The organism is Salinactinospora qingdaonensis (assembly GCF_039539445.1).
GTDB lineage: Bacteria > Actinomycetota > Actinomycetes > Streptosporangiales > Streptosporangiaceae > Salinactinospora > Salinactinospora qingdaonensis.
Map to the genome: position 1 here is coordinate 216,449 of NZ_BAABDD010000002.1, position 24,723 is coordinate 241,171.

Genomic DNA, 24,723 nt, shown 5'->3' on the forward strand with positions numbered 1-24,723 from the left:
GCCGGATAGGACCCCATGAGACGTCTAACCACCCCCTTGGTTGCCGCCGCCGTTGTGCTCGCGCTGACCGCGTGCGGCTCGCTGCGTGACAGCGACATACTCACCGCCCTTGAGGACCTCGCCTCCTCGATCTCCCCCAAACCCAGCGCGACCGCCGCCGATCCCGGCGCCACGGTCGACGTCGACGTCGACGCCGCCCGCGCCCTCCTCGCCTCGCTGGCCACCGCTGACGCCCACTCCGGCGCCGACTACGAGCGTGACGAGTTCGGCAGCGGCTGGGTCGACACCGACGACAACGGCTGCGACACGCGCGACGACGTGCTCGCTCGCGACCTGGAGCAGGTACGCACCGACGGCGCGTGTGAAGTCCTCAGCGGCGTCCTCGACGACCCCTACACTGGGGAGCGGATCGCCTTCGCCAAGGAGGAGGCCCACGCGGTGCACATCGACCATGTGGTGCCGCTCGCCCTAGCGTGGCGCATGGGTGCGGACGAGTGGGAGCCCGAGCGTCGCGTGGCCTTCGCCAACGATCCCGCCAACCTGTTGGCCGTGGACGGTCCGGCCAACCAGTCCAAGAGCGACTCCGGCCCGGCCGAGTGGGGTCCGACCGCTGACTTCCACTGTTCTTACGCTGTGCGCTATATCGAGGTCCTGGCCGACTACGAACTGCCCGTACCCGACCAGGACCGTGCTGCTCTCTCCGACATGCTCGACGGGTGCGCCTAGCCTCCCGGCTGTTGGGGGGACGCGGGAGAGGGGGCTGCGGAGCGTGGCCGCAGGCTGCTGGAGAGCAGGGCGGCGACGAGACCGGCCAGGGGAATCAGGAGCAGCCCCACCCGCAGCGAGGAGGAGTCGGAGATGAAGCCGATCAGGGGCGGGACGCACAAGAAGCCCGCCCGGGCCAGCCAGCCCACGATGGTGACCCCGTTGCCGCTGCTGATACCGGGTAGTTCGCCCGCCGCGGCCAGAGCCAGCGGGAACAGAGTCGCGATCCCGAAGCCGACCAGTCCGAAGCCGATGATGGTCGTCGCCGGGGTGGGCAGTGCCAGGGCCATGCCCAGTCCGAGGGCGGCCAGCAGCGATCCAGTGCGCGTCACGTTCACTGCGCCGAAGCGGTCGGTGAGGCGGTCGCCGGTGAGTCGCCCCAGCGTCATCATCGCCGAGGCCGCCACGAACGGCAGTCCGGCCAGGAACGCTGTAGCCGCCAGTTCCTCGCGCATGTAGACCGCCCCCCACGAGGCTGCGGCGTCCTCCATGGCCGCCGCTAGCATCAGCAGCGTCCCCAGTGCCACGAGTGCGCCGGTGGTGCGCCACGACAGTCGCACCGACGGCTGGGCGGGGCCGGCAGATATGGTAGGGGCGCTGCGTTCGCTGTGCTCATCGCCGGGAAGCAGCAACCGTACCGCGATCAGCGCCAGTGCGGTCAGGAGGACCGCCGCTGCGAGCATGTGGGCGAACATGGGCACCCCTAGACCGGCCATGGTCGCGCCCACCAGGCCCCCGGCTACGCCACTGATGCTCCATACGGCGTGGAAAGTATTGATGATGGTGCGCCGGTAGCGTCGCTGGACCCGTAGGCCGTGGGCGTTCATCGCCGAGTCGGTCCAGGCGTCCAGGTAACCGATCGTGAACAGCGCCGCCGCCAGCACGGGCCAGTTCGGCGCCAGGGCCACCACAGGCAGTACCCAGGCGATGATCAGGCCGGCGCCAACCGCTGTGCGCCCGCTGCCGAAGCGATTGATCAGGGGGCCCGCCAGCATGCCCAGTACCAGTGCCCCCAGTGGCATCGCCGCTACCGCCGCGCCCAGCGCGGTGTTCGACAGTTCCAGTTCGTTTTTGATGGTGGGCAGCCAGGGCACCACGTTGGCGTAGGTGAACCCGTTGTTGCCGAATAACAAAACGACGCCGAGTCGCCCCCGTCGAGCGAGCGCATCTGGACGCTGGGAACGCTCCCAAGTCTCAACCACCAGACCTCCCTCATCGCTGGGTGAGTTCGCCGTGCCGGTATTCCCGGGGCAGCGGTGGGGAGCGCTCGGACAGGATCGGGCACGGTTCCACAATCTTTTCGACTTTAGGGGAAGACGAGGGGCAGCGCCGATGCGAGGCGGTCACCGAACGAACAGAAAGATAGGATGATCGGGTGTGTGGTATGTCGGGAGGAGGGGAAGATCGGCCACCGTTACGAGACGGCGGGCCCGTCGGGGAAAACGGTGGTGCCGCCGCGCGGCGGCGCTAGCGCCACGGTAAACCGACATGGCACACCGTGACTTCCCCGTTTCGGTCCCCTCGTGCGGCCAAGGCCGTGACCGACTGTGTACCGGAAATGACGTGAACGGTCAGCGGACGGGCTACATGGGTAGGTTGTTTGTTCTAGGTATGATTCGCTGCCTTATTTCCGTATCCGTTGCGTCTTTTCTCGCCCCTCTCCCGGCCCGAGCCTTCCTCATCCCATCTGATCCGGCGACCCGTTTGATGCCGCACGACGACCGGAGCTTGCGACCGATGATCGATCTCAGCGCGCTACGCGACAACCCCACTCTCTCCGGTGATCGGGTCTGTCTCGTCCCCCTCACCGGCGAGCACGCCGATGACTACTATCGCGCCACTCAGGACGCCGAGACACGCAGGCTGACCGGAAGCCACCACAGCGTCACCTACGAGGAGGCCCACGAGTACTGCCGCTCTCGGCAGCACCAATTCGACCGCCTGGACCTGGCCATCCTGGAACTTCCCAGCGAGCGGTTCGTGGGGGAGCTGTCCTTGCGCGACGTCGACCCCGACAACGAGAGCGCCGCCTACCGCATCGCCCTGTCGGCGATCGAGTTCACCGGTCGTGGTCTGGGCAAGGAGGCAACCCGCCTCGTGCTCGAATACGCTTTCGACCGTCTTGCCTTGCACCGCGTATGGCTGGAGGTCTACGCATTCAATATGCGCGCCATCGCGGCCTACCGCTCCTGCGGTTTCACCGTTGAAGGGCGGCTGCGCGACGCGCTGCTGTGGGAAGGCCGTCGCCACGACGCGCTCATCATGGCCGTGCTGGAAGGCGATTTCCGCAAAGCCATCTCGTCTTGAGTCGACTCCATAGCCGAGCCGGCCCGGCTGCGACTGTGGGGGTTGCTTTCTCCGAGCGCCCCGGGGCTTAGCTGCGGGGCGCTCGGCTGTGCAGCGCATTCAGCGTGCCCCGCCAGGACGTACTGAGCCATCCAGAACTGATGGGAACTCCCGGCCTTAAGCGGGGAGAATGTCAAATTTGTGCAGGTAGAGGTTGTGATGGTCCATTGAGCGGGTATGGACCCTGCGACTTTGGGAATGTCGACTCCACGGTAGGTCGCCGTGAAACCGTTACCCGTATCGCTGCCATTCACTGACCGAGCCGAGGCGGGACGCCACCTCGCCGACCGGGTGGGTGCCACTGCGATCAACGCTCCGATCGTCTTGGCGCTCCCCCGCGGTGGCGTGCCTGTGGGCGCCGAACTCGCCCGGCGCCTGCGCGCTCCCCTCGACGCGCTCGTGGTGCGAAAGGTGGGCGTGCCCGGTCACCCCGAACTGGGGGTGGGCGCCCTCACTGAGGACGGCCACGTGTGCTTCGACGATACGGTCTTGGCCCGCCTGCACCTGTCGCGCGAGGAGATGAGCGCTACGGTCGAGGCCGAGCGTAGCGAGCTCGATCGCCGCCTTAAGCTCTACCGCGGTGAGCGCCCACCCCCCGATCTGCGGGGGCGCGATGTGATCGTCGTGGATGACGGGGTGGCCACCGGCGGCACCGCCCGCGCCGCACTCCGCATGGCGCGCCGCCAGCAACCGGCTCGGCTGACCCTTGCGGTGCCGGTCGCCGCGCAGGAGGCGGTGGCGACCCTGCGGCCCGAAGCCGATGAGATCGTCGTCCTCACGGTTCCGGAGAACTTTCACGCCGTGGGGGAGTGGTACCGCGACTTCACGCAACTCACCGACAGTCAGGTGCTGGCCGAGTTAGCCGAACTCGCCGAGCACCCCGCCTCGGGGGTCGAGCCCGGCACTGAACGTCCGCTGCGGCTGACCGTCGCCGGCGTCGAACTCGACGGCGACCTCACCGTGCCGCCTGCCGCCCGCGGGACCGTGCTGTTGGGGTCCTGCCAAGGGCGTTCAAACCCGCGCGAGCGCGCAATGGCCGCCGCCGTGCGCCAGGCCGGCTACGCCACGCTCGTACTCGACCTGCGCACACAAGACGAACGCGACACCGATCCCCTGGAAGAGCTCCCGACCGTGGAAGACGCGGGCCAGCGATTGGCCGCCGCTGCCACGTGGCTGCGCCAGGCCGCGGTGGGAGACGGGGAACGGATCGGCCTGCTCGCCTCCGGCGACGCCAGCGCGCCCGCTTTGGTGGCAACGGCCCGCTGCGCGGGGCAGGACGGAGAGACCGGCGACATCGCCGCGGTAGTCGTCCACGGCGGACGGCTCGATCTGGCCGAATCGGCGCTGCCCCATGTCCGGGCTCCCACGCTGGTGCTGGTTGAAGGCGACGACTCCTTCATGCGCGAGATCACCGAATGGGCACTCGCCCACATCGGTGGCCCCTACGAGATACGCACCGTTGCCGGCGCCGAGCAGTTGTTGCGGCAACCGCACGAATGGCGCGCGGTGGGCGATCTCGCTGCTCACTGGCTCCAGCTCCACCTGTGAAACCTGGGACGGAGCGCCACGGAAAGGGGCACGAATACCGTAACGCCTCGACGATTGCTATCGTCGAGGCGTTACGCAGAAAGGGGGCGACGGCCAACGGGCCGGTTATGCAACTGCCGTTACGGAGACGTCGATCGCCGCGGTGCTGTCCGGGGCGGACGAGATCAGGCTGCGTTGGCGCGGCGCATGCGACGCCGGCGCTCAGACGCGCGCTCGTCTTCATTCAAGCCACCCCACGTGCCGTACTTCTCGGGACGCGAAATCGCGTAGTCGAGACATTCGGTGCGGACAGGGCACTGAGCGCAGATCTCCTTGGCCTTACGCTCACGAATCTCCCGCTCCGGCTGGCGCTCGCCATCGGGGCCGAAGAAGAGCACAAGGTCCTCGCCCCGGCACGCGGCGGCGTCCTGCCAGCCCCAGCTCGGGCGGGGGCGCAGCGTGGCCTGCCGACGTACCTGAGCCATGGTTGAACCACCTCTACTGAAATCGCTAGTAAGCTGTTAGAAGCTGAAGTCACAAACAAACAGGGTCGTGCGGCGTGAGACACCCCACACGACGCAAACGTCATGCGGCGCTTCGGTAATCCCGATGTGGCTGAGACCACGGGGCGCAGAACCGCCGAAGCCGGCGGGCGCTCACGCGATTGGCCGTGGAGGCTGAAAACGCTCTCTCACCGAGCCGATACGCAATCATGCCATCCCCGCTCCCGTTTGTGCACGGGGGGTGGGGAAATTACTCGCTCAACCGTTATCGAAATCTGACGATCGTCGACTCGCGCCGACCTGTCTGTCCTGGTTCGCCACGGAATCGCAAGTTCCCGGCATCACACCGGATACAGAACATCATATGTGGCTCTTCGGCTTCTGGCCAGAGTTTTACGCCGATGGTGCGGCTCACACCGCGTGGTGGCGGCACGTCCTTCCGTAGGGCCGTGGGCGGATGCGCCGCCCCGCCCACGGCCCCAAGCAAGACTTCAGACGTCCCGACTGTCCCCTGGCGTCAGCCGCTCGTAGGCGCCCTTAGCGACGCCGGTCGCGGCCAGGTTCTTGGCGTAGACCGCGGCACCGGTCTCGTTGAGCAGTCCATCGTGGACCGCGATCGCGCGGTCGGGGTCGACCTCGCGCGCGTAGTCGATCAACTCGGCGACCTTCATCCACGGAGCGTGCAAGGGCAGCAACAGGGTGCCCACCGGGTCCTCGGGGACGGTCAGCGCGTCACCCGGGTGGAAGATCGCGCCCGCGTCCCCGTCGATCCGGAAGCCGACGTTGGCCACGACCGGAATATCCGGATGGATTACCGCATGCCGTTCGCCGTACACATGCACGTCAAAACCGGCGATGTCGAGCGCGTCGCCGTGTTTGACCGTGTGGACCGCGGTGCCCATGGCCTCCAGCGCGCCCAGCCGTGAGGCGATGCCGGCATGGGTGTAGATCTGGAGTTCGGGGTTGGCCGAGGCGGCAGCGTTGAGCCGGTCCATGTCGAAGTGGTCAGGGTGCTCATGGGTAATGGCGATGGCGTCGGCTCCCACCGCCGCGTCGGGCTCGCTAAATCCCCCCGGGTCGATGACGAGGGTCGCCCCTGCGTGCTCCAGACGCACGCAGGCGTGTCCCAATTTGGTGATACGCACGAGTCTGTCCTTAGTTGACCGTTGTCCGGTGGCTGTCTCGCTGACTCCGTCGGCTGCACCGCTGTTTCCTTGCTCGGCACCGCCCAGTGCTCTGCTGCGGGCCGCCGACCCCGTCGTCTTCCGACCCTAGAGCGTCACCGCCCGTCGGCGCAGCGCGGGCGAGCAGCCCCAGCACCCGGGTTCGGCCGCTACGGTTGCGGGCGCGCCGCAGGCGGCGGTCGGCGCCGTCCACGCCTGCGGGGCCGGGGACTCTGGCGAGCTTTCGAAGCCTCGTTGTAGGTTGCCAATGGTGTAGACCACACAGTCGAATCGTTAGCACCGACGGCAATGGCATACTCGACAGTCAGGGGAATTGGGGGACATGTCCATGCGCGAGACCCCGCACACACCCGTAGTGACCGTTGATACCGAGGAGGAGTTGCGCGCCATCGTCGGCGAGCCCAGCCCTCGTGCCTTCGCCAAGCAGCGCACCACCCTCCACGAGCACGATCGGACCTTCATCGCCCGATCGCCGATGCTCCTCCTCGCCACCGCGGCGGCCGACGGTTCCTGCGACGTCTCTCCCCGCGGTGACGCCGCCGGCTTCGTCCAACCACTCGACGACACCACTCTGGCGATCCCCGACCGTCCAGGGAACCGCCGCGTTGACTCCTTCCGCAACATCTTGGCCAACCCCCAGGTCGCCCTGTGGTTCTGTGTACCGAACGTAGAGGAGACCCTGCGGATCAACGGTGTGGCCCATCTGGTGCGCGAGGCCCCCTTCCTCGACGAGATGGCGGTGCGGGGCCGGCGCCCGTCGCTGGCGCTGGTCGTCACGATCGAGGAGATCTACTTCCACTGCGGTAAAGCTTTACGTCGCGCCAAGCTCTGGCACAGCGACACCTGGCCCGACCGCGCCGAACTCCCCACGCTGGGGCGCATCATGGTCGACCAGCGGGCCACCGAATCCTCCGTCGCCGAGATGGACGCCTACTACCGCGACTCCTACCGCAACACCCTCTACTGAACCGGCCACCCCCTTTATTAACCCTGCGCGAGGCGCGATGAGCCCAATGGCCACCCCCTAGGGGGTTTCTCCGGGCGTGTCCGCGGAACGGTGGGAGGTGTCGCGCCGTCGTAAAAGGCGACGGTACAGGGAGAGAACACGCTAAGGCCGCGCCGACTCTCCCGGCCGTGGCGAACAACCGCTGATCGGGCCAGTGCGAGCCATAATCGCCCGGTCCGTCCGTATATCCAGGGAAAGAGGGGCCCACACCGGTGGCTGCGCTACGTCTTGTCCTCAACATCATCTGGCTGGTCATTGCCGGTTTCTGGCTCGCGGTCGGCTATACCATCGCGGGCCTGATCTGCTGTGTCCTCATCATCACCATCCCCTTCGGGATCGCCTCGTTCCGTATGGCCGGCTATGCGCTGTGGCCCTTCGGCCGGGAGGTCGTGCACCGACGCGAGGCCGGTGCTGCCAGCACGCTCGGTAACGTCATCTGGATCATCGTCGCCGGCTGGTGGCTGACGATCGAGCACATCGCCACCGCCTGCGCCCTGGCGGTCACCATCATCGGTATCCCCATGGCATGGGCCTCGCTGAAGATGATCCCGCTCGCGCTGGCGCCCTTCGGCAACGAGGTCGTCCCCAGCGGCGCCCCGCGCGAACCTTGGCGGATCTAGGTTCGGCCACGCTGCACCTGAGCTGCTGCGCGAAAGTGGAGGGGCGGTCCCGGCAGGAACTGGCGGATCGGCAACGATCGCGCGGCAGGGGTGCTTGGGCTCTCCCCAGCGAGGCGCTCTCGCCACAGTGCAGCAGCAGGGGCCGGAGCGGGGCCCTGCCCCGCGCGAGTGTCGCTTCCGACAGACGCGGCCCCATAGCCCACAGCCCCCTCCGCTACCTCGGCCTGCATGATGTGCACAGCGGTGTAGGGAGCACGGTATTCGTCGAGTAAGAAGGAAACTGCGTCGCAGGCGTGCACCAGTCACCGGTGAGGGGAGCGGACGTGCGATTCACACGGCCAAGTACGTGGTCGTTTCGGAGGAGGCGAAACGTGGTTCGCCAGCCACCACAGCAGCCCGTAGAGAAGGCGCCACCGCCCGAGGTGCCCGAGGACGACTTCTTGCGCAAGGTCAGTGACACGGCCTGGCGGATTCTGCTGATCGGCGTCGTCGTGGCACTGCTGCTATGGGGAGCCTTCTACATCCGCGTCGTCGTCATCCCCACCATCCTGGCGGTCTTCCTCACCGCGTTGCTCATGCCGCCGGCCTCGTGGCTGCGCCGCAAGGGGCTGGGACGCGGCTCGTCCACGATCCTGACCTTCGTCGGCGCCCTCATCGTTTTCGGCGGCGTCGTGACCCTCGTGGTCCAACCGGCGATATCTGGCTTCGCCGATCTGGTCGAAAGCGTCAACCAGGCGGTGGGCGTGCTCCAGAGCTTCGCCGCTTCGATGGGCCTGGACGAGCAACTCGTCAACCAGCTCATCCAACAGGCCGAGGAGGAGATCCAACAGGACAGCAGCCGGCTGATCAGCGGCGCTTGGGCCAGTGCGGTCGCCGTCGGCGAGGTGCTCATCGGCCTGATTCTGATGCTGGTCCTGACGGTCTATTTCGTCCATTCCGGCGATAGGCTCATGGAATGGGTGCGCGAACTGTTCCCGCGCCGCACCCGCCATGCTCTCAAGGTCAGCGGTGACGTCACCTACAACGTGATCGGGCGCTACGTGCGCGGTATCGCCCTGGTCGGGCTCATCGACGCGGTCGGCATCGGCGTCTTCCTCATCTTCCTCATCGACCCCGCGTTGGCGGTTCCGCTGATCTTCCTCACCTTCATCGGCGCGTTCCTGCCGGTGGTCGGGGCGTTCGTGGCCGGGGTGTTGGCCGCAGTCGTGGCCTTTATCGACGCCGGTTTCCTCGTCGCTCTCGTCGTCGTCGCCGTCACGATCGTCGTGCAGCAGTTGGAGAGTCACATCTTCGCCCCGCGGGTCTACGGCAAGGCCCTTGAGCTGCCCTCGGCCGTGGTGCTGCTCGTCATCGCCGTCGGCTCGATCATCGGTGGGCTGGTCGGGGCCTTCCTCGCCACGCCGGTCGCCGCCGTGGTCGCCGCGCTGCTGCGCAACCGCTCCCTCGTCACCGCCTCCGCCGACAGCGCCGCCTCCGAGTCCTCCCAGGGCACGGTCACGAGGGCAGGCCCCTCCGCGCCTGCGGCACAGCCGGCACAACCTCCGTCGGGGCCCCCAACCGGGGCCAACCAGGTCGAGAGCGCCGCGGCCTCCTCCACCACCTCCGGAGAGTCTGCCCAACCGGTCGGGAAACCCGCCACGGCAACGGAAAACCGCGAGGGCAACGGAACCGCCTCCGGTCCCGGTGGCTGAGCGGCCCTCCGGCGGGACGCGGCACGGCCGGGCGTGCGGTTATCGGTGGCTACAACGGTTAGGCTTGCGTGCGTGCGTGCCACCACGGACTGACCCCTGCCCTGTCGCGTTCGCGCCGCCCAGCCGGCGGCTGCCGCGCGGGCGCGACGCCGATTTACGCACACGTCTTTTCTTCTCCCAGGAAGAGCGCGCCACCCATGCTCATCGCCAACGACCTCGAAATCCGCGTGGGCTCTCGGCTGCTGCTGGAGCCCACGACCTTCCGTGTCGCCGCGGGAGACCGCATCGGTCTTGTCGGACGCAACGGCGCTGGCAAGACTACGCTGACCAAGGTCCTGGCCGGTGCCGGCCTCCCGGCCTCGGGCACCGTCACCTCGGGGGGCACCACCGGTTACCTCCCCCAAGATCCGCGCACCGGGGACCTCGATGTCATCGCGCGGGACCGTATCTTGTCATCGCGCGGGATCGACGAGGTGCTGCGCGAGATGCGCCTAGCCGAGGAGAAAATGAGCAGCGACGACGCCAAGGTGCGCGATCGTGGCGTGCGCTCCTACGCCCGGATGGAGGAGCGGCTCCACGCGCTTGGCGGCTACGCTGCCGAGGCCGAGGCCGCCTCGATCGCCAGTAGTCTCGGCCTGCCCGAGCGCATCCTCGGCCAGCCGTTGCGAACGCTGTCAGGAGGCCAGCGCCGCCGCGTCGAACTCGCTCGTATCCTCTTCAGCGGGGCCGACACCCTGCTGCTGGACGAGCCCACCAACCACCTCGACGGTGACTCCATCGTGTGGCTGCGTGACTTTCTCAAGTCTCACCAGGGCGGGCTCATCGTCATCAGTCACGACGTCGATCTGGTGGAGCACGTCGTCAACAAGGTCTTCTACCTTGACGCCAACCGCAGCGTCATCGACATCTACAACATGGGCTGGCAGGCCTACCTGACCCAACGCGAGGCCGACGAGCGGCGCCGCAAGCGCGAGCAGGCCAACGCCGAGAAACAGGCCGCCTCGCTACGCAAGCAGGCCGACCGGTTTCGCGCCAAGGCGACCAAGGCCAAAGCGGCCCAGCAGATGGAGCAGCGCGCCGAACGCATCCTCGGTTCGGTGGCGGGCACCCGTTCCAGCGAACGGGTGGCCAAGCTGCGCTTCCCCGATCCTGCGCCGAGTGGCCGCACCCCGTTGACCGCCAGGGGGCTGTCCAAGTCCTATGGCTCGCTGGAGATTTTTTCCGGGGTCGACCTGGCGATCGACCGCGGGAGCCGGGTCGTCATCTTGGGGCTCAACGGGGCGGGCAAGACGACGCTGCTGCGCTTGTTGGCCGGAGTGGACACGCCCGACACCGGTGAGGTGGTGCACGGACACGGCCTGCGGCTGGGTTACTACGCCCAGGAGCACGAAACTCTCGACCTCAGCCAGTCGGTGCTGGCCAACATGACGGCCGCCGCACCACAGTTGCCCGAGGTCGAGGCGCGTCGAGTGCTGGGGTCGTTCCTGTTCACCGGAGACGACGTCGACAAGCCGGCCGATGTGCTCTCCGGCGGCGAGAAGACGCGCCTGGCGCTGGCCACGCTCGTCGTCTCCAGCGCCAACGTTTTGCTGCTGGACGAGCCCACCAACAACCTTGACCCCGCCAGCCGCGAGGAGATCCTGGCTGCTCTGCGCAACTACAAGGGGGCCATCGTTTTGGTCACGCACGACGAGGGAGCCGTGGAGGCGCTCCAGCCAGAGCGGGTCATCATGCTCCCCGACGGGGTGGAGGACATCTGGAACGCCGAGTTCGCCGATCTCATCGCGCTCGCCTGAGGGCGGCAGATCCTGCCGGCGGTGCTCGGTACCGGGAGGGCCCTACCTGAGGAGAGGGGGATGCCGGAACCCCTCCTTTTTTCTGGTCACAAATATCTTCGGTCCCAAATGTGCCAAAGCGCGGACACAACAGCTTTTCCAGTGCTGGTGGGTAGCCAGTCGACGCCCCATGACTGATCATGGGCAGCGACGTCGCGGTCACCCAAGAGCACAGGAGGTACTCGTGGCCGAGACCCTGAGAAAGGGCACCCGTGTGACGGGATCTGAACGCTCGCAGCTCGCTGCGGAATTGAAGAAGCGCTACGACGAAGGCGAGAGCATTCGTTCGCTGGCCGCTTCGACGGGACGCTCCTATGGTTTCGTGCACCGTCTACTCACCGAGTCAGGTGTGACGCTGCGCGGTCGGGGAGGAGCTACCCGTCGCAGTCGTGGCTGACCGTAACCAGCGGTTTCGCTGTCGCTGATGTGATCGGTGCCGTTCTCGGAAACGGGTCCCGAGCGAGCGCGCCATGCTCGAAGGATTTATGGTGAGGCGCGGTGCCGGTGACGTCAACGGATAAGAGCTCGATGGGCCTGGCGGTCCGACGGGCCGCGGAAGGCGGATATGACACAGGAGTCCGTTCCCACGACCGAGGAGCTGGCAACTGCCGGGGTGCGGTTGGAGATCCACGGTGCGCTCGCCCGGATCACGCTGGCACGTCCGGAGCGGCATAATGCCATGACTGGACGAACATGGACCGCTTTGGCCCATATTGGCCATACCTTATCCAGGTCTGTCCGAATTGTTGTGATTGATGGTGCGGGGGCGTCATTTTCCTCTGGGATCGATCTTGCCATGTTCGATCCCGCCGGCGGCCTCCCCGGTGAGCAGAGCTTGCTCCAACGTCTCCTCTCCGAGTCCGACGACTCCGCGACCCACGCCTCTCTCGACGCCGACATCGCTTCCTACCAGGCGGGGTACCGGTGGTTGCGCCGGCCTGACATCGTTTCCATCGCCGCTGTGCACGGTCATGCCATCGGCGCCGGGTTCCAGCTCGCGCTCGCCTGCGATCTGCGCATCCTCGCCGAGGACGCGCAGTTGAGCATGCGCGAGCCCGCCCTGGGACTTGTGCCCGATCTCACGGGGACAAAGCCGCTGGTTGAACTCGTGGGACGCAGCCGGGCCATCGAACTGTGCCTGACCGCGCGCACCATCTCGGCTCGCGAGGCACATGAGCTGCGCCTCGCCGAATTGGTGGTGCCCAACGCTGAGCTCGACGGTGCCGTGACCGATCTCGTCGACGCTCTTTTGGCGACGCCCGCCGGGGCTGCCAGGGCTACCAAGGAACTCCTGGGCCAGGCCGGCGAGAATTCCCTGGAGGAGCAGGCCGCCGCTGAACGCGCAGCCCAGATCGAGCGGCTCCAGGCTATGGCCCAACGACTACCGGAATAATCGCACTCACGTACTCGTCACCAGTCAACGTTTAGTATTGTGCTTCCAGCGGTCATCTTGTGCTGCGCGCATCCGGCGCGCCGGACCGCTCGATGACGGGAACGCGCCGCGTTCGTCCGTTACTGTTCCGCTCCGGCGCGTTTGTGTGATCTCTTCGTGGCCGACGCCGTTGTTGCGTGGCCTCGGAGCCTTCCTCGAAACGCCGCCGATTGATGAGGAAGGTTTACGTCACTTGACGGATACTGCCGCGTGCACGGACTTCACCGCCCTCGACCTGCCTCGCCAGGTCATCGAGGAACTCACGCGCAACGGGGTCACCACCCCTTTCCCGATCCAGGCCGCCACCATCCCCGACGCGCTCGCTGGTCGCGACGTCCTTGGCTGTGGCCGCACCGGTTCAGGCAAGACACTGGCTTTCGGGTTGCCCCTGCTGGCGAGGCTTGCCCGAGGACGCTCCACGTCCGGCAAACCCCGGGGGCTCATCCTGGTTCCCACACGTGAGCTTGCTCACCAGGTCCGTGACGCGCTGCGCCCCTACGCGCGCCCCCTCGGCGTGCGGTTGGGCGACGTGGTCGGTGGTAGCTCTTACAGCCGCCAGATCAATGAACTACGCCGCGGTGTCGATGTGCTTATCGCCACTCCCGGGCGACTGACTGACCTGATCGAGCAGGGCGCCTGCGCCCTCGGTGACGTCGAGATGTCCATTCTCGACGAGGCCGACCAAATGTGTGACATGGGGTTCATGCCCCAGGTGAGCGAGCTGCTCAACCAGATTCGCCCTGGAACGCAGACCCTGCTGTTCTCCGCCACGCTCGACGGCGATGTCGACACCCTGGTCCGCCGTTACATGAACACTCCTACGACCCACTCGGTCGACCCCCCGGTCTCCCAGGTCACCACCATGGAGCACCACCTACTCAAGGTGCTGCCGCGCGACAAGAACCGCATCGTCACTCAGATCGCCGCCCGTGAGGGGCGTACCCTGCTGTTCGTGCGCAGCAAGCACCGCGCTGACGCCATCTCCGAACAACTCGTCAGCGTCGGCGTGCCGGCCGCCTCGCTGCACGGGGGCAAGAGCCAAAGCGTGCGCACCAAGACGCTGGCCAAGTTCCGCGAGGGCCGCATCCAGACCCTGGTCGCCACCGATGTCGCCGCCCGCGGCATCCACGTCGACGGCATCGATCTCGTTCTCAACGTCGACCTGCCCAACGGCCACAAGGACTACCTGCACCGCGGTGGTCGTACCGCCCGTGCCGGCGAGTCGGGGCGCGTGGTCTCCCTCGTGGCTCCCAACCAGCGCCGTACGGCGCGCCGGCTGCTCAGCGATGCGGGCGTGCGTGCCGAACAGCACCTGGTCAACCCTGGCGATGCCCTGCTAGCCGATGTCACCGGCGCCCAGGAGCCCTCTGGCGTGCCCTGGATCGAGCCCCCCGAGCCGCCGCGCGCCAACCGCAGCCGCCGTCCGCAGCGCGGCCGTAAGAGCCACCCTCGCCGCCGCGGTGAGCGCCGTAGCCACGAGAGCCGCTCGACACCTCAGCACCGCTAGGAGCGAGCAAGCCCGCTCCCGCCACGTCACAACGGACCGGACCGCCGACATCGTCGGCGGTCCGGTCCGTTGCCTGTGGCAGCAGTTCCCCGCACGGTCCCCTAGGCAGTGCCGTCACATGGCCACGCGAGCTGAGGCCGGTTGCCTACACTGCGTCAGTGTTGGGAAGAGCCGGGCGGCGGGCAGTGTTGATCTCGAAGGCGGCCGTGCACCGCTGGGCCACGGGCCCGACACGGCGGGATATCCGGCCGTGAGATCGCTCAGTAGCCATGGTGTAAGGGGTCACCTATGCAAGAGGGGACGTGGAGCACGTTTCGCAGCTTCTCGCGGGACAAGGGGGTCACCAGCGAGCGGCTGAGCAGCGGCACCGTACGCCGAATCGCCGGCTACGCGCGTCCCTACCTGACTGAGCTCCTGCTGTTTTTGCTGTTGACCGCGCTCAATGGTGGCATCGTCGTGGCGACACCGCTGCTCACCAAGACCATCATCGACGACGGTGTCATCCCCGGCGACACCCAACTTGTCGTGTGGCTGGCCGTGGGGCTGGCGGGGTTGGCTCTGCTGGAGGCTGCCCTGACCCTCACCCAGCGCTGGTACTCGGCGCGCATCGGGGAGGGGCTCATTTACGACCTGCGCACTCAAGTCTTCGACCACGTTCAGCGCATGTCGTTGGCGTTTTTCACGCGCACCCAGACCGGCTCGCTGATCAGCCGGCTCAACACCGATGTCATCGGCGCCCAGCGCGCCCTCACCACCACGCTCTCCTCCGTCGTCTCCAACGCGGTGAGTCTGGTCCTGGTGCTGGGCACCATGCTCCTGTTGTCCTGGCGCATCACTTTGATCGTGCTGCTGTTGGTCCCCGTGTTCCTCATCCCCGCCAAAGTCTTCGGCCGCAGGCTCGCCGGCATCACCCGAGAAAGTATGCGCCTCGATGCCGAGATGAGTTCGGTCATGACTGAACGGTTCAACGTCGGCGGCGCCATGCTCGTCAAGCTCTACGGTCGCCCTGACGAGGAGTCCGCCCAGTTCTCCCGCCGTGCGGCCCGCGTGCGCGACATCGGGGTCACCTCCTCCATGTACAGCCGGATCTTCTTTACCGGACTCACCCTCATCGCCTCGCTCGCCACCGCCGTCGTCTACGGCCTGGGCGGGACGCTGGCGATCGGGGGCGCCGTTCAACTCGGCACCCTTGTCGCGTTGGCGACCCTGCTCACCCGGCTCTACGGCCCCCTCACGGCCCTGTCGAACGTGCACGTCGACATCATGACCGCCCTGGTCAGTTTCGACCGTGTCTTCGAGGTACTGGATCTGCGCCCGGCCATCTCCGACGCTCCGGGGGCGCGCGCTTTGCCCGCCGGCCCCGTGGGGCTGGAGTTCGACCGCGTCTCCTTCCGCTACCCAACTCCCGCCGAGGTGTCGTTGGCTTCGCTAGAGTCGGTGGCCATCACCGACCGGCAGGCCGATCCCGCCGGCGACACCACCTCCGGTGCCGACCCCGCCGCGCTCGTCCTCGACGAGGTCTCCTTCCGCGCCGACCCCGGCGAGATGGTCGCCCTCGTCGGCCCTTCCGGAGCCGGCAAGACCACCATCACCCACCTCGTCACTCGGCTCTACGACCCCGTCGAAGGCAGCGTGCGGCTGGGCGGCCACGACCTGCGTGAGGTCACCGCCGACTCCCTGCGCGGCACGGTCGGTGTCGTCACTCAGGATGCGCACCTGTTCCACGACACCGTCGCGGAGAACCTGCGCTACGCTCGCCCCGACGCCACCGACGCCGAGATCGCCAGCGCGTTGCGGGCGGCCCGGTTGGACTACCTCACCACCGAGTTGCCCGAGGGACTCGACACCGTGGTGGGCGACCGTGGCTACCGACTCTCCGGCGGCGAGAAACAGCGCCTGGCCATCGCGCGGCTGCTCCTTAAGGCACCGGCGTTGGTCGTGCTCGACGAGGCCACCGCCCACCTTGACTCCGAGTCGGAAGCCGCGGTGCAGGAAGCTCTGGCCGAGGCACTGCGCGGCCGTACCTCCCTCATCATCGCCCACCGCCTCTCCACCGTGCGCGAGGCCGACCGGATTCTGGTCCTCGACCATGGTCACCTCGTCGAGCACGGCACCCACCACGAGCTACTGGCCGCCGGCGGGCTGTACGCGCAGCTCTACCACACCCAGTTCGCGCCCCAGGAACCCAGCGTGCCGGCCGCCGAGGCCCCCGGGCGGGTGTGAGTGCGAGGATGGGTTACCCAGGTGTACGACGCCGTTCCGTCGGGCACCTCGATGACCACCGCCCCCGGCACCAGCGCGCGCCGTGCCATCCCGCACCGGTGGCACCGCCGCCGCGCCGCCCCCGTGCCACTGATGAGAGAAATGAGCCCCCATGCCCACGATGGCCAGAGAGATCCATCTCCTTGCCTACCCCGCCGGAGAGCCCCAGCCTGGTGACTTCACCCTCGTCGAACGCCCCTTGCCCGAGCCCCGCCACGGCGAGCTGCTGATCCGCAACCAGGCCATCTCGGTCGATCCCTACATGCGGGGCAAGATGACCGGGAAACGCACCTACACCGCCCCCTACGAACTCAACGCACCGATGGAGGGCAGGGCGGTCGGGGTGGTCGAAGTCTCGCGCGACCCCGACTTCACGGAGGGCACCGTGGTGCTGCACGATGCCGGCTGGCGCGATCGCGCCGTGGTGGGCTCCGGGCACGTCCGTGCGATCAATGTCATCGACGCGATCCCGGTCACCGCCCATCTGGGTGTCCTCGGCATGCCCGGGCGGACCGCCTACGTCGGGTTGTTCGAGAAGGCGCGGATGCGCGGCGGCGAAAGCGTCTTCGTCTCCGGGGCGGCCGGGGCCGTGGGCGGGCTCGTGGGCCAGTTGGCGCGACTGCGCGGCGCCTCCCGGGTCATTGGCAGCGCCGGGTCGGCCGAGAAGGTGGACTACCTCGTCAACGAGTTGGGCTTCGACGCGGCCTTCAACTACAAGGACGGTCCCGTGGTCGAGCAGCTCAGCCAGCTCGCGCCCCATGGCATCGACATCTACTTCGACAACGTCGGCGGCGACCATCTGGAGGCCGCTATGGCAGTGGCCAACCCCTTCGCCCGCTTCGCGCTGTGCGGGGCGATCTCGGGCTACAACGCCACCGAGCCCCAGCCCGGTCCGCGCAACATGGCGCTGATCGTCACCAAGCGTCTTATGCTGCAAGGTTTCATCGTCACCGACACCTCCGATGCCACTGCCGACTTCTACCGCGAGGTAGCCCCCGCTGTGGCCGACGGGCGGCTGAAGTTCCGCGAGACCGTGGTCGAGGGCTTGGAGAACGCGCCCGAGGCGTTCATCTCCATGCTGCGCGGGGCCAACACGGGCAAGATGGTGGTGCGGGTGGGGACCTGAGCCGTCGCCCACACCCCCGGGTCCGATCCGCAGATGGCGATCCCAACGAAGCACCACGCGCGAGCGTGAGGGGATGATTACAATGAGTCGTTGGAGAAGGGAGTCGAGTATGGCGACGCCTACGGCTGCTGCGCCGGATGAACTCGAGCATCTGGCGGCGTCCGCGGAGGCCATCGAGGTCCCGAAGGGCTTCCGGGTCGAGATCATCGAAGGGAAAATCCTGGTGTCCCCCACACCGACAGGGTTACACGCTCTTCTGGTAATGGACGTGCATGACCAGATTCGGGCTGTGGCACCATCTGACCTGGGGTCGGTGGACCATGTCAGCCTCTCCCTGGCGTCGACCAGCCAGCGCTACGTCCCCGATCTCGTGGTGTGCCAGCGGAGCCTGTTGGACAGTGAAGAATGGCTTTTCCCCGCCGCTGAGGCGCTGCTGGTCATGGAGGTCACATCTCCACGCAACGCCGAGATCGACCGTGAGATCAAGCCCCTGGGGTATGCGAGTGAGGGGGTCGAGCACTACCTGCTCATCGACCGGCAAAAGCGGTTGGTGACGCTGTCCAGCGGCCCAGAGAATCACACCTACCAGTTCCAGACGACAGTGCCGTTCGGCAAGCCGCTGGCGTTGCCGGAACCCTTCGCTGTCGAACTGGATACGACCCGGTTCAAGTAGGGTTCTTGTCCGGCGTGAAACCTTCCGGAGAAAGGCGGTTTCCCGACCCCACTCCTGTGCCGTTGGTCGCCGGAGCTCTTTCGTTGCGGCCGTGGACCCCGGCCGACGGTCCCGAGCTCGACCGCATCGCCGCGCTGCCCGAGGTGGCCCGCTGGTGGGGACCGGAAGACTTCAGCGCTCCACCCGAGGAGGACACGCAGCGTTACACCATTCGGCTCGCCGAGCGAGTGTGCGGCATGATCCAGTTCTACGAGGAGTCCGATCCCGCCTACCGCCACGCCGGCATCGACATCTTCGTCGACCCGGCCGTGCGCGGGCGCCAGATCGGGGTGGCGGCCATCGTCACGCTGGCGCGGTGGCTGTGCGAGGCGCGGGGCCACCACCGGCTCATCATCGACCCGGCACTGGACAACGCCGCCGCCGTACGCGCCTACGAAAAGGCCGGCTTCTCCCGCGTGGGTGTGCTACGCCGCTACTGGCGCGACCCCGTTGCCGACCGCTGGCGCGACGGGCTGCTGATGGACATGCTCGCCGAGGAGATCCCGCCAACGCCGCGGGTCACACCGTGAATCGGCGTGCGTGCCCGTCGGACGGTCGGATTTGTGCCACAGCTCCCGCAGCAAAACCGAACGTGAAAGCGTTTATCGGCTAGGATGCCCGGGAACATGCCGTCGATCGACCGCGAGGAACCGCCGTGCCCGATGGGCCCTCAGGTGCCGCGCCGCGTCCCACGTCGCTGGGTGACTCTCTGGTTCCCGGATGGGACGGCGACGACGACCTTCTCCCGCCCTCGGATTGGGGACGACGTCCGGGACAGCGACGCACCACCACCGTCTGGCTGTTCGCACTGTTCATCGCTGTGCTTGCGGCCGGCAACGCTTGGCTGGCCGATCGGCTCACCGCCGAGGCGTTTTTGGCGTGGGCCACGATCTTCACGGCCATCAGCCTACAGGCGCTGCCGTTTCTGGTTTTCGGGGTCGCGCTGTCAGCGGCGCTGACCGCCTTCGTTCCGCCGTCGTTTTGGCAGCGCGCCGTTCCGCGCAACTCCGCCATGGCGGTACCGGTGGCCGGCGCCGCCGGTGCGGTGCTGCCCGGCTGCGAGTGTGCCTCAGTGCCGGTGGCCGGCGGGCTCATCCGGCGCGGTGTCGCTCCGGCGGCGGCCCTGACCTTCCTATTGGCCGCACCGGCCATCAACCCGGTCGTGCTGGTGGCCACCGCGGTGGCTTTCCCCAACAGCCCGGAGATGGTGGCGGCGCGCTTCGTGGCCTCACTGACCGCCGCGGTGGCGGTGGGCTGGCTCTGGGCGCGTTTTGGCCGGGGCGAGTGGCTGCGGATGCCGCGTAGCGACCACGCCCCCGGCGCCTCGAAGTGGCGCGTGTTCGCCGACTCGATGCGCCACGACATCATGCACGCCGGCGGTTACCTCGTGGTCGGCGGGCTGGCGGCGGCCACGCTGAACGTCGTCGTGCCCCGGGAGTGGGTCAGCGCCGTCGCCGACGTGCCGCTGCTGGCGGTTCTGGTGCTGTCGCTGCTGGCGATCCTGCTGTCGATCTGTTCGGAGGCCGACGCCTTCGTGGCGGCCAGCCTCAGCGCGTTTTCGCCCACCGCTCAGCTCGCCTTCCTCGTCGTCGGTCCGATGGTCGACCTCAAGCTCATCGCGTTGCAGGCGGGGACGTTCGGATGGGGCTTCGTGCGCCGGTTCGTGCCGCTGACCCTGCTGTTCACCGTGGTGTCGAGTCTGGTCGTGGGAGGGGTGCTGCTGTGAGCCGCATGGCGCAGGGGCTGGTGCTGGTGCTGTTGGGTGCCGCGGCGTTGAGTGCCACGCTCGCTGGTGACCTCTACCTCAACTATGTGCAGGCCGCGTTCCGTCCGTTCCTCATCACCGCGGGGGGTGTGCTGGTCGCGCTCGGGGCGGTGGTGGTGGCCGCCGACGTGCGCGCCGCCGTGCGCGGTGACGGAGCAGACGACGGTGGCGACCCGGTCGAGTCCGGTGGGCAGGACCACCACGACCATGGTGCCGCCCATGGGCACGACCACGCGCACGGGCCGGGGGTAGCCTGGCTGTTACTCCTTCCGGTGATCGCGGTGTTTGCCGTCAGTCCACCCGCGCTGGGCGCCTACACCGCGGCCAACGCCCAGAGCGAACCCCCCAGCGGGGCGGCGCTCCAAGAGCCTGCCGACGCCGACGCGCTGGCGGCCTCCGCGCCCCCTGAGGAGCCGGTGGAGTTGAAGCTGCGCGAGTTCGTCGTGCGGGCGTGGACCGACGAAGAGCGCAGCCTCGCTGGACGCACGGTCCGGCTGACGGGGTTCGTGGTCCCCAACGACAGTGGCGAGGGCTGGTACCTGGCCCGGCTACAGATGGCCTGCTGTGCCGCTGACGCGATCGTCAACCGGGTGCTGATCACCAATGAGCCCGCGCCGCAGAAGGACAGTTGGTGGACGGTCGAGGGGCAGTGGGTCGAGCCTGAGGGGAAGTTGTTGGAGGTGCGCGACCACCGTTTCGAGGTGGCGCAGATGACTGAGGTCGTCAACCCTCCCGACCCTTACGAGTGACCGGCCGTGCCGCCCTGTGCTCGGCGAGCTGGGAATAGCCCCGGTGGGCGGAGGCAGCTGGGCCGCTTCGGCCGCACCGGGGCGTCGGAGGGCTAGAAGTCGAACACGCCGTCGGTCTGTACCCCAGCCACGCAGGCGTTGGAGAACGTCTCCTCGTAGTCGACGGGGTTACCGGCCCAGGTGCCGTGTGCCTCGGCGGTGACGGGGGCGTAGTGCATCGGGCAGAACACCCCTTGCTCGGCGGGCAGCGACTTGAACCGGCCCCATACTGCTGTCAGGGAGGCGCAGGCTTCGTCGGCGGTGGGGTGGGTTCCGCCAGTGGGCAGGCAGGTCAGTGAGATCCGGTTGTCGGGGCCGCCGAGGCTGAGGGTGAGCTCCCCGATCGGGCTGCTCGCCGCATGTGCCGGGGTCGCCAGCCCAAGCCCGGCGGCGGTGAGGGCCGCGGCGGTCAATGCGATGAACTTTGTGCGCACGTTTTTCTCCCTAACGCGAATAATGGGCATGTTACACGCTGAAAAGGCCAGTTCTTTTTGTTCCCTTAGACACGTGAATCGGCGCAGTGAGACCCGTTGCAGTCCTGTCGATGTCTGTGTGGCCAGGTAGGGGGTCGTTCCTGTTGCGCATAGCGTCCGGAATTCACCTGCCTGGCACGGGAGTCGAAAGCCAGAGAGAACAGCCGAGAGTAATGATACGGCGAAAACTTAGCGTCGAGAAGATGTCGGATGACCGGGTGGGGCGACCGCTGCGGCCAGATCAAGCCATGCCGTGGCGAATAGCGAAAGCACTGCATTCTCAGTAATTTTCTCAGGTGGAGACCGTTGGTTTCGCTTCACTGTGCGACTGTATGGTCCCCATATTGAAAAGATCGCTGCGTTGCTTATCAACGCTTTTCTTCGGTTTTCTGTCATGTGGGAATCTCCGGTATCCAACGGAGGACGGGAACTACTCTCTCGCTGTTCGCTCAGTGGGGTGACCTGCCATCGCGCGATCAGTGCGTCAGTTCTTTGTTGTCGTTGTGCCGTGGTGGTGGATGGGGGCGAGAAGGGAGTGTGGGAGCGCGGGGAGCTGTTGGCGCCGGCAGGGGTGAGTTTCTCCCTGGGGCCGGTGAGCACTGACGTGCCCAGCGGTTGCTGTATCCCGTTCTACTGCGGTTGGGCCACACCTGTGTCGTGCGGTGGGGCTCTGGCGAACACCGGCTGTTAGTCACCCTCTGTGATGGTTAATGGTGGCGGGAGGGGGCTGTCTCGGATGGCTGCCGCATAAGGGGCGTGGTCTGCGTCACGCTTGGCTGTCACCGCCAGCCACGAACTATAACTCTTCGCATTCAAATAAAAGCAAAGAGTAGTTTCGGTTTGCGTTTTTGGCCGCGATTGTCGGATTTCTAGCGGTTGACATGAGGTGCGCTTCCGGTCAAGACTGGCCGTCGACCAATTAGGTAAGCATTGCCTTAGTGAGGTTTGCTTGTCCTTGGTCATACTGGATCGTGGGTTCAGAGCCCATTGCGCTCTGTTACGAACAGCGCTGTGGGTGATGAGGGGAGAAGACGCTTGGATCGCACTGAGGTCGCCGCCGGCCGAACTAGCAGATCCACCGCCGTCGTTACTGGGGCCGGCCAGGGGATCGGACGTGCCGTCGCTGAAGCACTGGCCGTCACCGGCTTGGCGGTCGCCGTAGTCGACCGCGACGCTGAGTCCGCCACCGCCACCGCGGGCGCGCTGCACGCGGCCGGCCACCGGGCGGGCACCTACCCGGCCGACGTCACCGACGCCCACGCCGTCGAGGACCTCTTCGACCGTGCCGAGCGCGACCTCGGGCCGGTGACTCTGGCGGTCAACGTCGCCGGTGTCCTGCGCACCGGCGAGGTCACCGAGTGCTCCGATGCCGACTGGGCCGAACTGTTCGCGGTCAACACCACCGGCGTGTTCCACACCGCCCGCGCTGCGGCGCGGCGGATGAAACCCCGGGGCCAGGGCTGCATCATCACGGTCAGCTCCAACGCCGGCGGGGTGCCCCGGGCCGGCATGGCCGGATACGGGGCCTCGAAAGCTGCCGCCACCCTGTTCACCAAGTCCCTCGGCCTGGAACTCGCCCCCCACGGCATCCGCTGCAACGTTGTCTCGCCCGGCTCCACCGACACTCCTATGCAGCGGGCATTCTCCCCAGGCGGCCCTGAAGCGGTCATCGCCGGCGACCCCGACGCCTACCGGGTGGGCATCCCGCTGGGACGCCTCGCCGCCGCCGAGGACATCGCTGCGGCCGTGTGCTTCCTCGCCTCCGACGCGGCGCGCCACATCACCATGCACGACCTCTACGTCGACGGCGGCGCCACCCTGCGTGCCTGACCACGCAGCCGCCACCGCCCTGTCCTGCTCGTACACAACCGACCAGCCAGGCAACCGCGTCCACGTCCGTCACAGAAAGGCCGACCGGTGTCCCTCCAGCGCGTCGCCGCCCCTGCCGCCGCGGTCGGTGAGCTCCTCGCCGCCTACCGACCCGGGTCCGCGTTCTTCTCCTCCGCCGATGGCGCCGTCCTGGGGGAGGGAGAGTTGACTGTCGCCCACTCCCTCGACGGTGTCGCCGATACTCTGGCCGCGGTCACCACCCCCGACCGCGTACGCCCGATCGCCATCGGGGCCGTGCCGTTCGACGCCCGAAGCCCTGCTCGGCTCGTCGTCCCCGAGACCGTGCGCTACGCCGTCCCCTCGGAAGGGCGCGGGGCCGCCGATAACGGGCAGGCGCGCCACCCTCTCCAGGGACAGTGGCGCATCCGCGCCGTGCCCGAGCCCACCGCTCACGTGCGCGCGGTCGAACGGGGACTCAAGCTCCTCGCCGACGCCACCCCCGGCACCGCCCAGTTGCGCAAGCTCGTGCTGGCCCGCTGCCTCCGGCTCAGCCGGGACGAGCCCGTCGACGTCGCCCAACTGTTAGGCAACCTCGCCCGCCGTGACCCCCACGGCTTCACCTTCGCTGTCGACCTCCCCCGCCACACCCCCGACCACCGCTACGACGCCGACCTGCCCCGCACCCTCGTGGGGGCCAGCCCCGAACTGCTCGTTGCCAAGCGGGCCGGACAGGCGGTGGCCCAACCACTCGCCGGGTCCGCTCCGCGCAGCGCCGATAGCGCCACCGACCAGCGACGCGCAGCCGACCTGCTCGCCTCAGCCAAGGACCGCCACGAACACGCCCTCACCGTCGAGGCCGTCGCTACGGGCCTGCGCCCCTTCTGCCGACAGTTGCGCGTTCCGCCAGAACCCGAACTCGTCAAGACCGCCACCATGTGGCACCTGGCCACCCGGGTCACCGGCGAACTGCACGATCCCGCCACGTCTTCGGCCGAGTTGGCCCGCGCGCTCCACCCCACCCCGGCGATCTGCGGCACCCCCACCGAGGCCGCCCGGGACACCATCACCGATATCGAGCCGTTCGATCGCGGCTTCTACGCCGGCGCTGTGGGCTACTGCGACGCCGCCGGCGACGGCGAGTGGGTCGTGGCGATCCGTTGCGCCGAGGTCGCCGGCGGCAACATCGACCTGTTCGCCGGGGGAGGCATCGTGCCCGAATCCGATCCCGAGTCCGAACTCGCTGAAACCTCGGCCAAGCTGCGCACCCTGCTGCTCGCGCTCGGCCTCGACCAGTCGCTGTAGCAACCGGTTGTTCTGTTTCCCGCCACGATGACCCGAAAGGCACGATCGA

General features: G+C 67.6%; 22 protein-coding genes. 18 read left to right on the forward strand and 4 right to left on the reverse strand.

Annotation, left to right across the window (positions count from 1 at the left end; translation table 11 throughout):
- The first annotated feature begins 15 nt into the window (after nucleotides 1-15).
- Nucleotides 16-726, forward strand: a complete 711-nt coding sequence (locus ABD848_RS03175) for an HNH endonuclease family protein (RefSeq protein ID WP_344967059.1) — start codon at nucleotides 16-18, stop codon at nucleotides 724-726.
- On the opposite strand, the gene ABD848_RS03180 is transcribed toward ABD848_RS03175, so the two are convergent.
- Nucleotides 723-1,967, reverse strand: a complete 1,245-nt coding sequence (locus ABD848_RS03180; RefSeq protein WP_344967061.1) for an MFS transporter — start codon at nucleotides 1,965-1,967, stop codon at nucleotides 723-725. The genes ABD848_RS03175 and ABD848_RS03180 overlap by 4 nt on opposite strands.
- A 535-nt stretch (nucleotides 1,968-2,502) precedes the next feature.
- Here ABD848_RS03180 and ABD848_RS03185 point away from each other — a divergent pair.
- Together ABD848_RS03185 and ABD848_RS03190 are read left to right on the forward strand one after the other, a co-directional pair.
- On the forward strand, nucleotides 2,503-3,072 hold the full coding sequence (locus ABD848_RS03185) for a GNAT family N-acetyltransferase (RefSeq protein WP_344967062.1): 570 nt from the start codon (nucleotides 2,503-2,505) through the stop codon (nucleotides 3,070-3,072).
- A 261-nt stretch (nucleotides 3,073-3,333) separates the two neighbouring features.
- Nucleotides 3,334-4,659 carry a phosphoribosyltransferase family protein gene (locus ABD848_RS03190; RefSeq protein ID WP_344967064.1) on the forward strand — a complete coding sequence of 442 codons (1,326 nt, stop codon included), beginning with the start codon at nucleotides 3,334-3,336 and terminating at the stop codon, nucleotides 4,657-4,659.
- A 164-nt stretch (nucleotides 4,660-4,823) separates the two neighbouring features.
- Here the strand turns inward: ABD848_RS03190 and ABD848_RS03195 are convergent, their stop codons facing one another.
- Complete coding sequence (locus ABD848_RS03195; protein ID WP_344967066.1) at nucleotides 4,824-5,123, reverse strand: WhiB family transcriptional regulator; 300 nt, start codon at nucleotides 5,121-5,123, stop codon at nucleotides 4,824-4,826.
- 509 nt (nucleotides 5,124-5,632) lie between these two features.
- Entirely contained in the window at nucleotides 5,633-6,286 is a 654-nt protein-coding gene (locus tag ABD848_RS03200) for an MBL fold metallo-hydrolase (RefSeq protein WP_344967068.1), read from the reverse strand.
- 361 nt (nucleotides 6,287-6,647) lie between these two features.
- Here ABD848_RS03200 and ABD848_RS03205 point away from each other — a divergent pair, with 361 nt between their 5' ends.
- The 13 genes from ABD848_RS03205 (at nucleotide 6,648) to ABD848_RS03265 (ending at nucleotide 21,030) form a co-directional block, all read left to right on the forward strand.
- Nucleotides 6,648-7,292, forward strand: coding sequence for a pyridoxamine 5'-phosphate oxidase family protein (locus ABD848_RS03205; RefSeq protein ID WP_344967070.1), 645 nt, complete (start codon nucleotides 6,648-6,650; stop codon nucleotides 7,290-7,292).
- 251 nt (nucleotides 7,293-7,543) lie between these two features.
- Nucleotides 7,544-7,951 (forward strand): YccF domain-containing protein, encoded by a 408-nt coding sequence (locus tag ABD848_RS03210; protein WP_344967072.1) that lies wholly within the window; start codon nucleotides 7,544-7,546, stop codon nucleotides 7,949-7,951.
- Between the two features lie 371 nt (nucleotides 7,952-8,322).
- A complete protein-coding gene (locus tag ABD848_RS03215; protein ID WP_344967074.1) occupies nucleotides 8,323-9,642 on the forward strand; it encodes an AI-2E family transporter in 1,320 nt (439 codons plus the stop codon).
- Nucleotides 9,643-9,839: 197 nt separating this feature from the next.
- The gene (locus tag ABD848_RS03220) at nucleotides 9,840-11,438 is read left to right on the forward strand and encodes an ABC-F family ATP-binding cassette domain-containing protein (RefSeq protein WP_344967076.1); all 1,599 of its coding nucleotides are present in this window, start codon (nucleotides 9,840-9,842) and stop codon (nucleotides 11,436-11,438) included.
- Nucleotides 11,439-11,661: 223 nt separating this feature from the next.
- Complete coding sequence (locus ABD848_RS03225; protein ID WP_344967078.1) at nucleotides 11,662-11,874, forward strand: helix-turn-helix domain-containing protein; 213 nt, start codon at nucleotides 11,662-11,664, stop codon at nucleotides 11,872-11,874.
- 168 nt (nucleotides 11,875-12,042) lie between these two features.
- The gene (locus tag ABD848_RS03230) at nucleotides 12,043-12,870 is read left to right on the forward strand and encodes an enoyl-CoA hydratase/isomerase family protein (RefSeq protein ID WP_344967080.1); all 828 of its coding nucleotides are present in this window, start codon (nucleotides 12,043-12,045) and stop codon (nucleotides 12,868-12,870) included.
- A 232-nt stretch (nucleotides 12,871-13,102) separates the two neighbouring features.
- Nucleotides 13,103-14,416 carry a DEAD/DEAH box helicase gene (locus ABD848_RS03235; RefSeq protein WP_344967082.1) on the forward strand — a complete coding sequence of 438 codons (1,314 nt, stop codon included), beginning with the start codon at nucleotides 13,103-13,105 and terminating at the stop codon, nucleotides 14,414-14,416.
- Between the two features lie 288 nt (nucleotides 14,417-14,704).
- On the forward strand, nucleotides 14,705-16,639 hold the full coding sequence (locus ABD848_RS03240) for an ABC transporter ATP-binding protein (RefSeq protein ID WP_344967084.1): 1,935 nt from the start codon (nucleotides 14,705-14,707) through the stop codon (nucleotides 16,637-16,639).
- Nucleotides 16,640-16,790: 151 nt separating this feature from the next.
- The gene (locus ABD848_RS03245; protein WP_344967086.1) at nucleotides 16,791-17,804 is read left to right on the forward strand and encodes an NADP-dependent oxidoreductase; all 1,014 of its coding nucleotides are present in this window, start codon (nucleotides 16,791-16,793) and stop codon (nucleotides 17,802-17,804) included.
- 109 nt (nucleotides 17,805-17,913) lie between these two features.
- Complete coding sequence (locus tag ABD848_RS03250) at nucleotides 17,914-18,477, forward strand: Uma2 family endonuclease (protein ID WP_344967088.1); 564 nt, start codon at nucleotides 17,914-17,916, stop codon at nucleotides 18,475-18,477.
- 56 nt (nucleotides 18,478-18,533) lie between these two features.
- Nucleotides 18,534-19,046: a GNAT family N-acetyltransferase gene (locus ABD848_RS03255; protein WP_425567422.1), complete on the forward strand. Its 513-nt coding sequence runs from the start codon at nucleotides 18,534-18,536 to the stop codon at nucleotides 19,044-19,046.
- A gap of 125 nt (nucleotides 19,047-19,171) precedes the next feature.
- On the forward strand, nucleotides 19,172-20,242 hold the full coding sequence (locus ABD848_RS03260; protein ID WP_344967092.1) for a permease: 1,071 nt from the start codon (nucleotides 19,172-19,174) through the stop codon (nucleotides 20,240-20,242).
- Nucleotides 20,239-21,030, forward strand: a complete 792-nt coding sequence (locus ABD848_RS03265) for a TIGR03943 family putative permease subunit (protein ID WP_344967094.1) — start codon at nucleotides 20,239-20,241, stop codon at nucleotides 21,028-21,030. The genes ABD848_RS03260 and ABD848_RS03265 overlap by 4 nt, the downstream gene beginning before the upstream one ends.
- 92 nt (nucleotides 21,031-21,122) lie before the next feature.
- Here the strand turns inward: ABD848_RS03265 and ABD848_RS03270 are convergent, their stop codons facing one another.
- Nucleotides 21,123-21,503 carry an SSI family serine proteinase inhibitor gene (locus ABD848_RS03270; RefSeq protein WP_344967096.1) on the reverse strand — a complete coding sequence of 127 codons (381 nt, stop codon included), beginning with the start codon at nucleotides 21,501-21,503 and terminating at the stop codon, nucleotides 21,123-21,125.
- A 1,074-nt stretch (nucleotides 21,504-22,577) separates the two neighbouring features.
- On the opposite strand from ABD848_RS03270, the gene ABD848_RS03275 reads away from it, so the two are divergent.
- Nucleotides 22,578-23,372 carry a 2,3-dihydro-2,3-dihydroxybenzoate dehydrogenase gene (locus ABD848_RS03275; RefSeq protein WP_344967098.1) on the forward strand — a complete coding sequence of 265 codons (795 nt, stop codon included), beginning with the start codon at nucleotides 22,578-22,580 and terminating at the stop codon, nucleotides 23,370-23,372.
- A gap of 87 nt (nucleotides 23,373-23,459) precedes the next feature.
- Complete coding sequence (locus tag ABD848_RS03280; protein WP_344967100.1) at nucleotides 23,460-24,674, forward strand: isochorismate synthase; 1,215 nt, start codon at nucleotides 23,460-23,462, stop codon at nucleotides 24,672-24,674.
- Nucleotides 24,675-24,723 lie beyond the last annotated feature (49 nt).